This is a genomic window from Colwellia piezophila ATCC BAA-637 (genome assembly GCF_000378625.1).
GTDB lineage: Bacteria > Pseudomonadota > Gammaproteobacteria > Enterobacterales > Alteromonadaceae > Colwellia > Colwellia piezophila.
In genome coordinates this window covers 58362-72244 of record NZ_KB905168.1, presented here as the reverse complement: position 1 = coordinate 72244, position 13883 = coordinate 58362, and the positions used below count along the sequence as shown (strand labels likewise).

5 protein-coding genes and 1 pseudogene are annotated in these 13883 nt (G+C 39.0%); 1 reads left to right on the top strand and 5 read right to left on the bottom strand.

Annotation, left to right across the window (positions count from 1 at the left end; genetic code table 11):
- The first annotated feature begins 222 nt into the window (after positions 1 to 222).
- Positions 223 to 2901 carry a TonB-dependent receptor domain-containing protein gene (locus F580_RS0115505; protein WP_169338314.1) on the top strand — a complete coding sequence of 893 codons (2679 nt, stop codon included), beginning with the start codon at positions 223 to 225 and terminating at the stop codon, positions 2899 to 2901.
- A 1186-nt stretch (positions 2902 to 4087) separates the two neighbouring features.
- On the opposite strand, the gene F580_RS0115500 is transcribed toward F580_RS0115505, so the two are convergent.
- The 5 genes and pseudogenes from F580_RS0115500 to F580_RS0115480 all read right to left on the bottom strand — a co-directional run bounded on the left by F580_RS0115500 (position 4088) and on the right by F580_RS0115480 (position 13699).
- Positions 4088 to 5941, bottom strand: coding sequence for a 2Fe-2S iron-sulfur cluster binding domain-containing protein (locus F580_RS0115500; RefSeq protein WP_019028660.1), 1854 nt, complete (start codon positions 5939 to 5941; stop codon positions 4088 to 4090).
- A 782-nt stretch (positions 5942 to 6723) separates the two neighbouring features.
- Positions 6724 to 9840, bottom strand: a pseudogene (locus F580_RS24670) (efflux RND transporter permease subunit); the annotation flags it as partial.
- 18 nt (positions 9841 to 9858) lie between these two features.
- On the bottom strand, positions 9859 to 11724 hold the full coding sequence (locus F580_RS0115490; protein WP_019028658.1) for an efflux RND transporter periplasmic adaptor subunit: 1866 nt from the start codon (positions 11722 to 11724) through the stop codon (positions 9859 to 9861).
- Positions 11721 to 13181, bottom strand: coding sequence for a TolC family protein (locus tag F580_RS24665; protein ID WP_019028657.1), 1461 nt, complete (start codon positions 13179 to 13181; stop codon positions 11721 to 11723). The genes F580_RS0115490 and F580_RS24665 overlap by 4 nt, the downstream gene beginning before the upstream one ends.
- Entirely contained in the window at positions 13181 to 13699 is a 519-nt protein-coding gene (locus F580_RS0115480) for a DUF411 domain-containing protein (protein WP_019028656.1), read from the bottom strand. Before F580_RS0115480 ends, F580_RS24665 begins: the two co-directional genes overlap by 1 nt.
- Between the last annotated feature and the right edge of the window lie 184 nt (positions 13700 to 13883).

The following is a 13883-nucleotide window of genomic DNA, read 5'->3' as shown; positions in this document are numbered from 1 at the left end:
TACATTCTTTATCATTTCATTACGTATTACAAGCATGGAATTATTTTTCATTCCTTCGTTGTATATACCGGTATAGTGTAGTATAACTTATATGATTACAATTTGAGCAATAAAGTTACATTATTAAAACATATATAACAAAAGAGAGAAGACATTATGAAGCACCTAAAAGCCAATCCTTCAAATATTACTAAAGCTCTGATCATTGCAGGGATTATTTCAATGCCTACATTCGCATTCTCTGCAGAGGTCGTGAACGAGAACCTTGATAATGAAGTTGAGCGTATCTCAGTTACGGGATCACGGATTAAACATACTGATGCATCGGGTGTTGGTAAAGTCGATTCTATTACTGCCGAAGATTTTGCAGAAATTGGTGCGGTCTCCTTAGCTAGCGTCTTAAAGTTTTCACCTTTTACTGCTGGTGCCTCCGCTGGAGCAGAGTCTAATTATCTCTCTGCTGAGGGGTATGGTACCGCTAGCGTAAATTTACGGGGCTTAGGCCAAAATAGAACCTTAGTACTTGTTAACGGTCGTCGTTTTGTCGCCGGTGGCGCTGGAGCTAACTCAGTTGTTGATTTAAACAGCATTCCTGTAAATATGATTGAACGCATGGAAACCTTGCTTGATGGCTCTTCTGCTGTATATGGTGCTGACGCGGTAACGGGTGTTGTTAATATAATCACTAAACGCTCATTTGATGGGGTAAAAATTGACGCTCAATACGGTATCACACAAGAAAATGATGGAAAAAATACCGACCTAAGTTTAACTTTCGGTAAAGAATTAGACGATAAAGGTTTTATCTTTAGTGCTAGTTATATGGATAAAGGCGGGGTTATATCATCAGATCGTAAAGGCACTGCTTGTTATAAAATAGAAGTTGATGGCGATATTGTTTGTGGTGGTAGTAGTTACACGCTAGGTGGGTCTGGCTCTTATGCTAATGATGGCGGAAGTGGAAGATATCAATTTAATCAAATTTCAGGAGGTGATGATAATTCTTTTGTTGATTATGATTCCCAGGAACATGGATTTAATTCGCAAAGTTATTTTTATGCGGCCGCCCCTTATAGCCGGATTAATTTAGGATTTAATGGTTATTTTGATTTAACCAATGACATCACTCTATTTACTGAAAATACCTATACAAAACGGGAATCAAATACCATAGCAAGTCCGACTGGGTTTACCTCAGAAAGTCATATCGGTGCTACCAATGATCCAGATGATTATAATGGTTTTATCTTTGGTTCTGATTATTGGGCAAACCCAACGGGAGAAGATATAAACTTAAGATATAGATTTGTACAAGAGGGAGCTCGTCCTTGGTCACAAGATGTTGATTTATACCGATCTGTCATTGGTTTAGAAGGCATGCTTGATAATGACTGGGATTGGAGTGTTGCTTTCAATTATGGCCAATCTGACTCGAATGAACTTTGGGGTAATAACCTTAATCAAACCAAACTTAAAAACACTGTATTAGGTGATTGTACTGCAGCTACCGATGATGAATTAACGTGTGTTGATTGGTTTGGTGTTGATGGTCCATCTCAAGCGGTATTTGATTACTTAAAAGAAGATGTAACTACTGAGGGTTCAAATACTCAAATTAATGTTGCCGCTCATTTGTCTGGAGACTTGATGGAATTACCCGCAGGTACTTTAGCTTTTGCTGCTGGTGTTGAATATCTAAAAAATGAAGGTGACTTCACCTCTTTTGCTGATGGTAAAGTAAGGGGCGCAAGGTCAGGACAACACTTTGAAGGTTCTCTTGATTCAACAGAGGTCTTTGGTGAATTAAGTATTCCGGTAATTGACACGGTCACGGTAAACCTCGCTGGGCGTTTTTCTGATTATAGCCAGTTTGATTCGGAGTTTACCTATAAAGTAGGTGCTGATTGGCGTGCAACTGACGAATTACGTATTCGTTCAACGGTTTCAACGGCAGTAAGAACACCTAACATAAGAGAATTATTTGCTGCCCAAGATACTGCAAGCACGAGTTATATTGATATATGTGAAAACTGGGGCGAAAGCACCAATGAAAATGTAAAAATTAATTGTGCGGCCGATAATGTTCCCTCCGATTATATTCAAGGTGATACTAAGTTTACCAGTACACTTGTGGGTGGTAATCCAGAGTTAAACCCTGAAAAAGCAGAAAACTTTACTTTAGGTTTTGTTTATCAACCATCATTTGTTGATAATCTACAAATCTCTGTTGATTATTATAACATTGATATTAAAGGTGCTATTGGTACAATTTCAGCAACGTTAGCTGTTGATAACTGTTATAAATCAGATAATAAGTCTGACCCATCTTGTGAAGGTTTGATACGAAGCTCAACTGATTTTACCGTTAGTGAACTTGTTAATACCACGATTAATGCAGCAAGTGAAGAAATGATCGGTATTGATTTTGGTGTTAATTATCAATTTGAAGCATTTAATGCTAATTTCGATCTAGATTGGGATACCGCATATTTAGATGAATATAATGTCACGTTAAATGGTGCAACCAATACCACATCATTTGCAGGTTATGTTACCGGTGGTGAGTCTGGAGCAGGTAGCTATAATAAAATTCGCTCAAATATTTCATTAACAATGAGAAAAGATGATTGGAGTGCAACTTATAACTTAAACTACATTTCTGATTCTGATGTGCAAGACCATGCCGCTGATGCCTTAGTGACTAGCATAGATGCTTATACCTACCATCATATCTCTGCCTCTTATACTGTATCAGAGCAACTAGGAATATACGCGGGTATTAATAATTTATTCGATAAACAAGCACCTTACTATTCAAGTAATATTGATCAAAATACGGATCCGTTCACCTATGATTTAATCGGTAGACGTTTCTTTGTTAAAGCATCATACACTTTCTAGGTATTAAGTTAAGTTTGTTTGTTTTAAGGTATCTCGGGGTTAATCATCCCGAAATACCTTAACTCGTTATTCAGTCAGTAATTAAGCCAATGAATTAAATCAATGACCAGTGTACCTTTCTAAACCGCTATCAATCCTCATTCACTACTTCAGTTATAACTTCATAAGTGACTTTTGGTTTTAGACAATAAGCCACTATATACCCAAGCCACCTCAAGATGCAGGATTCAGCAGAAATTACATGCCGTGAATAGCTGTGGGTTTTCCTTTGACCGTTTTAAATTATTTTCCTTGGCTAAAGCCTTTAATTCCCACTGAAATTTAAGTTTTCTTGATATAGCCGAAAATGTCTATTAGATAATACTTGGCATTCGAGAGTTCAGGTTAGTTAGTTAGTTAGTTAGTTAGTTAGTTAGTTAGTTAGTTAGTTAGTCAAATCAGAGGATATTATCAAGGGGAGGGCAGTATAAAGAATGCCCCGATTTTATATATTCCTGTTTCTTTGCTTTACCTGCTTGATATAGAAAGAACATTGCCGTGAATTACTTTGATCTTGTGCTCTAATAATTAGGCTCTATTGTAGTTTGGTGTTGTTGAGTGAACGAGCGAGACGCATAAACCCCTCCATGGGGCTCCACACAAGCATCAGGACAGTGTGCTCCTGCACTGTCTAATAAGGTATATCCATATACCGTCATGCTTGTGAAGGGTGTCTTATCACATCAGCAACACCTTCCTTTAAATCTGTGTGTTACATTATGGACAACAGTGTTCTACAACAGAGCCAATAATTAGCTATGAATACCGGCGAATTATTTCATATATAGAAATCTATTCATCCGCTAACGCTGATGTTAAACGCAGGATGAAATTGTTTAACCATTTTTATAACTGGGGATTGTAGCTCAATAAACAGAGCGTTTTTTCAACATGATATTCACCCTCTTGGGTGATATTTAGACTTCCGCACAAGGCACAAGTTAAACTAAAGGTACTACTTCCATGTACTTTCTATTTATTTTGACTATTGCTAGCCATATTAGGGCGGTTGATTTTTTACCGATAGACTCGGTTTGAATTAAATGTTTTTTGATCTAAGCGAGAGTCATTTTTCATGCTGGTAGCATTAAAATTCATCAAAACAAAGATCAGCAGTCCCTAAGGTTAATTAATAATTCAATGGTGTTTATGAAAAGTCATCAAAGGCAATGGCATTTTCTTTCACGCCTTTTGCGGTTAATAACTTCATTGTTTCTGTCATCATACTTTTTGGGCCACATAAATAAAATTCAATATTGTCGATGTCACCCAAATTATCCAAATTCAACGCTAATATTTGTTGTGCATAACCAGTCGCCCCTAACCAATCATCATTGCCCTGAGACAAGGTCGGGTAATAATGGAAATGTTCATTATTAACCGCTAATTGATAAAACTGTTCAGCATAAAGTAAATCACTTTCTGCACGTGCTCCGTAGAAAAAATGAATATGGGCAGCATTAGTATCGACCCCGTTAGTCGTTTGTTTACTTAGTGTCATTTGCTCTTCAATCAGTGATTTTAACGGCGCCATACCAGAGCCAGCACCTAACATAACCATAGTTTTATTGCTGTTTTTTGAAGCAAAAAACTCTTCAAATGGGCCAATGGCCGAAATGGTTTCGCCTATAGGTAAATTACAAAGGTAACTAGAGCCAACACCCGGTATAACCTTTTGATGCGGAGCTGTTTGTATCTTGATGGTAAAAACGAGCTCATTGGTATTCATCGATGATTCAGCTAAGGAATAACTTCGCGTACAACCCAGATGTTCATATTCCAAATGTTCAATATGATGCCAGTGAGGTTTCAAATTCTCAGGTAAATTTAAAGGTATTGATACGCCTTTTGCTGCGGGAATAAAAAATCGCATAAAGGCACCCGCTTTATAAGACAGTGAAGATTCACCTATGACCTTAAACCTTAATTCTTTCATATAAGGACTAACAAAACTACTTTCAGATAAAACCAAGGTATGCTTTTTGGCATCAGTAACATCAATTAATGTCATATTTTCAATATCATTACTAAAATGTTGACAAGCCAAGCGGTAACCTTGTTGTAATTCATCATCAGTGAAGTGCAGGTAGTCTGCAGACGTTGTTTTAACTATAGGGTTAATCATCACTTTGCAGCGTCCACAGGTACCACCACCGCCGCAAGTAGAAGGTAAGGCGATATCATGTTCAATAAGCCCATCAAGCAAGTTGGTATGACTTGACAATTTGATTGTGCCCATGCTTTTCTGATTTTTATCAAATAGTTTCACCCCTTGTTGTTTAGCAAAAAATTTAATTTTATATTGTCCGCGTAGGCCAAGGTCTATGGTCCAAATCAGTCCAGTTAATGATAACCAGAGCGTGATAAAAGCAAAAAGTATCATCTGAATATTGTTGAAACTGCCTTCATTACCATAATCCATAAAATGCAGCATAAAGAAGAAGTCAGCAAAGCGTTTGTGATCATCACTATGGCCAACTAAACGTCCCGATTCTGCTTCAATATAAACACTGGTATCGATGTCATTGACAAAGTTAATACGCCAAGAGGCATTCTTTTGTTTTGGAAAGTCTTCAATGGGAACTTGCATCAACTCTACTGAGCTAATCTCACTAGGGCCATTGTAAGATTGTTTTGCTAGCTTGGCGGCAAAAACACTATCAATGACCACCTGTTCGCCTGTATAAGCATCAACTAAGGTGTAATGATTTTTAAAACCTTTATATAAGCCTTTTTCATGGGTTAATAAGTAATAGGCTTGTCCTAGCAAATAAGTTGGTGCTATCGATATACTCGCTTTAAAATTAGCAGCAAGATCTTTAAGCTCGACAAATTCATTATTATTTACCTCGACGTGCTGATGCGCATGACTTCGAAAAGTATGGCCTGCAGCCTCGGTATGGTCCATTAAGTTAAAAAAGATACCACTCAATAACCAAAGTAGAAATTGAATGCCAACAATGAGTGACGCCCATTTATGTATTTTTCTGATCCAAGGCATTAGGCTGCTCCACTGCTATTCGTTGATTCATTATCAGCTACTGAGTTTTTATCGGATTTAAAAACCCGAAAATAAGTTAACAACAGTCCACTAATAGCCGCCAAAATAGCGATTAACGTTATCCAAAAAAGTAATAAATTATCAATTTCACTGTCTTCATAATCCATGACATGAAAGCGAAACATCCAGTCAAACAATCGCCAAAACTCATGGCGCTTGGCCAGTAACTTGCCATTCGTTGCTGAAATATATAATGACGGACTACCTAAATCATCAAAATTAATGCGCCAGGCAGGCAAAGCATTATGCATTCTTCGGCTAAGTTCAAAAGGTGGATTATCGGTTATATGCTCAACAGTAGCCACATCGCCACTGCCGGTATATAAATGCTTGGCGGCTTTAATTGCCATCGCTTTAGTTAATGGCGAAAGCTGTTCACCACTACTGGCATCGAGTAAATAGAAGGTATCTTTATCCTCATTTTTTAAGGTGAAGCGATAAACGTCTTTATCAATAAACTTACTAAGACTTACCTCTTCAGCGTTTGGATAGCGTTGTTTAAGCGCTTTTAACGAAAATTGAATATTATTAGCATCAATTTTATTCTGGTGGTTTACCACTAGGGTATCACCGTGAATATAATCAATATTGAAGAACACCATATAGGCGCCAGTCACCGACCAAATGACAAATTGTGCACCTAAAAATAACATTATCCACTTGTGATATTTACGACTTGTTTTTAATAAACTGAAGGGTTTTTTTGTTGTTTTATCTTGCTCTTCTACCGAGTGAGAACGCCATAAATAATACAATGCAGGTAAAACCAGTAGTGTTAAAATAACCGCACTCATCATACCGCCAACCATAGGTGCCGCTATACGACTCATTACTTCGGAGCCTGTTCCTGTGCCATACAAAATAGGTAATAGCCCCAGTATAATAGCGGCTGCTGTCATCATAACGGGGCGAACACGCATACCCGCGCCATGTAATACCGCCTGAAGTACATCAGCTTTAGTGGTCGTTATCTCTTTTTTCTTATGCTCTTCCAGCATGGCTTGATAGGCTTGGTTAAGATAGACCAACATGATAACGCCTATCTCTACTGCTACCCCTGCTAGGGCGATAAAGCCAACGCCAACGGCAACAGAGAAGTTAAAACCTTCGAGGTATATCAACCAGATACTGCCGACCATAGCGAGCGGTAAAGTACCCATTATCATGGCCACTTCAACAACATTTCTAAAATTTAGGTAAAGCAGAATGATGATAATAAATAAGGTTAATGGCACCACATAAGTTAATTTTTCTTTCGCTCGTTCCATATATTCATATTGCCCAGCCCAAGTAATAGAGTAACCCGCAGGCAGTACTAATTTATCAGCAATAATTTTTTGAGCTTTTACCACATATGTGCCGACATCAACACCTTCAATGTCAATAAATGCCCAGCCATTTAAGCGAGCATTTTCAGACTTGATACCGGGAGGGCCATCTTCAATATAGATATTGGCGACATCACCTAACGAAATACGTTGACCATTTGATGTCACAATGGGTAATAATGATAACTGCTCTGGTGAGTCACGGTAGTCTTGAGGGTAACGTATATTCACCGGATAACGCTCTAAACCCTCAACGGTATTAGTCACATTCATGCCACCAATAGCGGTAGAAATTACTTGTTGGATTTCACTAATATTTAAGCCATAACGCGCTGCTTTAGCACGTCGAATATCAATTTTAACGTAACGACCACCCGCTACGCGTTCAGAGTACACCGAAGCTGTCCCAGGAACATCGGCTAAAATCTCCTCAATTTGCTTACCAATATCTTGAATAACGATTAATTCAGGCCCCGCTATTTTGATACCTACAGGCGTTTTAATACCTGTTGCTAACATATCAATCCGGGTTTTTATTGGCATAACCCAAGCATTAGTTACTCCTGGCAGTTTCACTAAAGCATCCAACTCCTTTTTCAAACTCTCCATAGTCACACCCTCTCGCCACTGATCACGAGGTTTTAACTGGATAAAGGTTTCTATCATCGTTAGAGGGGCGGGATCTGTCGCGGTGTCAGCTCGACCGACTTTACCAAAAACTGTTTTAACTTCGGGCACTGTCTTGATCAATTTATCAGTTTGCTGAAGTAATTGCCGCGCCTGACCAATTGAAATACCAGGGTAGGTGGTTGGCATATACATTATGTCACCTTCATCAAGTGGTGGAATAAACTCACTGCCAATTTTATTCAGTGGATATATACCAACACCAATCACCATTAGCGCAGCCAAAAGTGTGATTTTAGGGAAACGTAAAACAGTTTTTAAAGCCGGCAGGTAAATAAAAGTTAATAATCTATTTACCGGATTCTTATGCTCAGGCATTATTTTTCCGCGAATGAAATACCCCATCAGCACTGGCACTAAAGTGATAGCCAATGCCGCTGCAGCAGCCATTGCATAAGTTTTGGTGAACGCTAAGGGGGCAAACATCCGTCCTTCTTGAGCTTCTAAAGTAAAGACGGGCACAAAACTAACGGTAATAATCAGTAAACTAAAAAATAGCGCTGGACCTACTTCACATGCAGAGTCGCTCACTATTTGCCAGCGATTCTCTTTAGTTATCGGTGTTCGTTCCATATGTTTGTGCATATTTTCTATCATAACGATGGCACCATCAATCATGGCGCCAATGGCAATAGCAATACCGCCCAATGACATTATATTGGCATTTAGCCCTTGCATATGCATGATAATAAACGCCGTTAAAATGCCAACGGGCAGGCTGATTATTGCCACCAAAGATGAACGAACATGGAACAAGAAAATAATACAAACGAGGGCAACGACGCCAAATTCTTCTAATAATTTATAGGCCAGATTATCCACGGCTCGCTCGATTAAGGCCGAACGGTCATAAACCGTTACTATCTCTACACCATCAGGTAAGCCTTTTTTAAGTTGTTCGAGCTTTTCTTTAACCCTAATAATCACCTGTTGAGCATTTTCACCAAAGCGCATCACTACGATGCCACCGACAACCTCACCTTCACCATTTAACTCAGCGATACCTCGGCGCATTTGCGGGCCAGTGCCTATATCAGCAACATCTTTAAGCAGTAATGGCGTACCATTTTTGTTGAAACCTAATGGAATATTCTCAAGGTCTTCAACGCCTTTGATATATCCCGTTGTTCTGACCATGTATTCGGCTTCGGCCATTTCGATAACCGAGGCACCAATTTCTTGGTTGCCCTGTTTAATCGCCGTTTGGATCAGAGATAAAGGAATACCAAAAGCACGGAGTTTATCGGGGTTTACTTTTACTTGATATTGCTTAACCATGCCGCCAAGGGTAGCAACTTCAGAGACACCAGAAACTGTTTGCAACTCATATTTCAAGAACCAGTCTTGTATGCTACGCAGTTGGCTAAGATCATGTTGACCTGTTTTATCAATCAAGGCATACAAATAGACCCAACCGACACCTGTGGCATCAGGGCCTAATTGCGGTTTAGCATCCGCAGGCAAATTAGGTGCCACTTGACTTAAATACTCAAGCACACGAGAACGTGCCCAATACAGGTCTGTACCCTCATCAAAGATGACATAAACGTACGAATCACCAAAGAATGAATAACCCCGTACTGTCACCGAGCCTGGGACCGATAACATGGCCGTGGTCAGAGGATAAGTTACCTGATCTTCAACCACTTGCGGCGCTTGACCCGGATAACTTGTTTTTATAATAACTTGTACATCTGACAAGTCAGGTAACGCATCAATAGGGGTTTTGCTGACAGAGTATAAGCCTGCGCCAACCAATAAAAATGTCGCCAGTAACACAAAGAAGCGATTACTGATGGACCACTTTATAATAGAAATAATCATAAATTTTTAACTCCTATGTTAGTGGTTTGAATGATCAACAACGGCGGCTTCTGCTTGCGCATCTTTTAGCGATTGTTCATTGTTTGTTGATTTATGTGGTAGCGCAGATATTTCAATGATGACAAAATTGTCATCACGAATTTCAAAGGTAAACTTAACGGCCATATCCTGACTAAAACCTTTTAGGCTAACGCCGTCAGCCATGATGAAGTCAACGGTTGCTGCGGGGCGTTGCCATTTTTCAATGGCCGAACGACTAATATTAATCATGCCATGATCTGCCATTAATGAGTTGATTGTGCCGGTTACTGTTGCTGACGAAGGGGCAGGGCTTAGCTCATTTTTAGTGCTTTGTGACATATCCATACCACTCATCGTATTCATACCTTGTTCTGTTGAGGTATCAGGTAAATGAATATTACTTACCTGATATTCGCCATCGACAGTTTTAGTCAATTCAACGTGCAAAGTTAAGCCCGCACTCAATTGAGAAAAATCTACCGCATCAGTGGCAATAAAGTCCATGGTCATCTCTGGCCAATCCCATTCAGGAATTGGCTCATGTGTTAAGGTCAACATTTTATGACCGGCCATCAAACTTTGTATTTGTGCCGACACCCATACAGAAGCTGGCACCGCTTCACCATCGGAAGCATGATTCATCCGTTTAAAATCTGAAGATTTACTCGACTCAGAATCCAGTAAAAACTGAGCTGAGCTGACGACTTTATCACCCTCACTAAGACCCTCTAGTATCTCAACTGTTTTACTACCATAACGACCCACTCGAACCGCGATCGATTTAAAGCTACCTTCACCTAGAGCCAATACAACTCTGTCTTGATTACCTGTGCGGATCAGCGCTTCTTTGGGGATGAGCAAGGCACTTTCATCACCTGTGGTATGAATGGCAATTTGTGCAAACATATTGGGTTTAAATAGACCTTTGTCATTGTTAAAGCGTAACCTTAGTTTTACTGTACGGGTTTTTACATCAAGGGTCGGGTAGATATAATCAACTTGTCCTTGCCACGTTTTTCCCGGTAAATAATCAAGGGTCATAGTAATTGGCGTACCCGTTGTTACTTGTCCTGCTTGTCGTTCAAAGACTTCAGCTTCAACCCACACTTCTGATAAATCACCAATGGACATTATTGTTGAACCCGGTTTAACAAAGAAACCTTCACGAATTTTCAAGTTTTCGACCACACCATTTTGTGGTGCGTAGAAAGTAATATTCTGCTGGACTTGTCTTGTTTTTTTCAGTTTTTCAATCACCGACTTAGGTATTTTAAAAGCGGCTAAACGGTTCTGGGCAGCATTAATTAATCGACTGTTTTTTCTGCCTAACGCTAATAATAATTCTTCTTGGGCATTGACTAGCTCAGGAGAATAAATTTCATACAAGGGTTGATTTTTTTTAACGGGATCGCCAACGGATTTAACATAGAGTTTTTCAATCCAGCCTTCCACTCTGGGATGAATATGTACCAAGGTATCCTCATTATAAGTCACATAACCGACCGTATTTATCTCGGTATGCAAGCGCTGATAACTTGCTATTGATGTTCTAACACCTAAGTTATTAATCACAGCGGATGAAATTCGAATAGTGCCTGGACCTTCATCCGGCCCTTTACCGCCATCGTCATAAACGGGCACTAAATCCATGCCCATAGGTGACTTTCCAGGTTTGTCTTTTCTATAGTTGGCGTCCATTGGTGCAACCCAATACATCGGTTTTTTCTCTGCTGTTGTAACATCTGTTACTTGCATATTTCCAGCGGGTGTTAATACATTATAAGCGCCAAAGGTAAGCATACCGCCGATAATCATACCTACTAGGATAGGTTTTATATTTGTTATTAAGTTATTGTTACTCATGATTTATCTCTCGAAGTAGTCGCGTATTGGCCACTATTGGTATAATGGGTTTTTTTTGTTTTCATGCCCGTATTCAGGCTACCTAGAAAAAGGTAATTTAGTTCAAGACGTATTTTTTGTTCTTCAACGTTTAGCGTTAACTGGTCAATTTCAGCATTCAACACGGCTATGCGTGAGCGAACCACTTCTGAAAAATCGCCATCGTCATTGGTATATGCTGTCAGTGATGCTTCTGCTTGATCATGTGTTTGCGGTAATAATTTTGATTTATATAGATGCTGTCTGTCATTAAGGCGAAGTAACCGGCCTTTTGCACTGGAAAAAGCGCCAAGTAACTGTCTAAGTAATAGTACTTTTTCTATTTTTACCGCTTCAGTTTTTGAAATAGCAGACTGTACTTCTTTATCTTGTCGGTTTTCAGTAAAAAGAGGTAAATCAAAAGTCACACCAACAGAAAATAAATCAGCACGGCTATTACCCATAGGATCATCAGCTCGGTAACCATAACTTGCACTAACACCCCATTCAGGTTGATACTTTTGCTCGGCTAACTTGATACCTACTTTCGTTGCACTGACTTTTTTATTAACCGCAATAATAGCGGGATGATTAGAGAAATAAGCCACTAAGTCCTGAGGTTGTAGCCAGTTTTTAGCTTGAACTACATCATTATTCAACAAATCAATTTGTGGTAGTTGTTGACTGAGTACTATGTTGTGTAAAGAAAAGTCACTAAGCCAAGCCGTGTTATTTTTAGACTTCCCATCAATTGTAAAGCGAGTTAACCATTGCGATAACATGCCTTCATAACGATTTTTTTGTTGCGCTAATTTATCTAATCTATCTTCTAAGCGTGTTAGTTCTAATTGCGCTCGAATGATATCTTGTTGGCGGGTTTTTCCTACCGCCGATGCATAACTTGCTTCGGCAACATCAGCTAATTGTTCAAATAAAGACCTGTTCTTTTCAATTAAGGCAATACTTTGTTGTACGCGATAAGCATCTAACCATAAACTACCGACAGTAACAGCGACCTTCGCTTCTCGGTCATTACGCTGATAAGGATAGGCTTCACTTTGTATTTTAAGCTGTTGGCTTTTAATCGCTAAGCTATCACCTCGAGGAAACATTTGTGCTATGCCTATTTTTGCTTGTGTCATGCCTTCCTGACCAAAGTCAAAACCATTGGTGGGTAAATTTGCCAAGCCTATCGAAATTTTAGGATCAGGTAAGGTGTTGACCGCGGTACTCATCGATTCAATGGCTTTTTGCTGGTGAATATTTCCGCTAAGCCAAGGGTCATTTTTTTGCGCAGACTTTATTGCTTTTTCAAAAGATAAAGGCGTATGAATCGACGATGCCTGCTGCTCAGCTGCATAAACTGAGAAGCAGAAAAGTGATAAAATGCCTACCGCATACTTTGTGACAAATTTACTCTGAATATTTTGAGTATTCATTAAAACTGTTCCTCATACGATGGAACATAAGCATAAATATCATATGTTCCATCTGATTTTAGTAGTAATACTTTATATGGCTGAAATTTATCACCCACTTCCATACCCGGTGAGCCGACAGGCATAGCGGGAACGGATAAGCCTAAGACACCATCATGATGTGTTTCTTGTAGAAATCTTTGAATATATTTAGCGGGTACATGGCCTTCAAAGATATAACCCTCCTTTGAAATGGCCGTATGACAAGAGCGAAAACGAGGCTCAATGCCTTTTTTATCTTTTATGACAGAAATATTTGTTCTGTTATGGATTTTGGATTGAAAGCCATTATCATTAATATGGCTTATCCACTTTTTACAGCAACCACAAGTAGCGCTTTTATATACGTCTAAAATAACAGTTTGCGGTTTACCGGCTAACGTTTGAACGTTTACAGCCTCACTTTCAGAACAACTTGTGGTTAAGGAAATAATAGTTAAGGCAGCTAAGATTTTTATTAAAAATTTAGTTGAAAACATGCTCCCTCCAAAGGGAATTTATACAAATTGAAATAATGATTAATCATTATTGAATAGTGAATTCAAAGCTATGCTTCAATTGGTATTTATAAATAGTGTAAAACAGATAGATTTTTTTGCTTATGTTTAGCAATAAATATTTAGCAATGGATGTTAAGAAAGCTAAACAAGTAAAAACCTAATA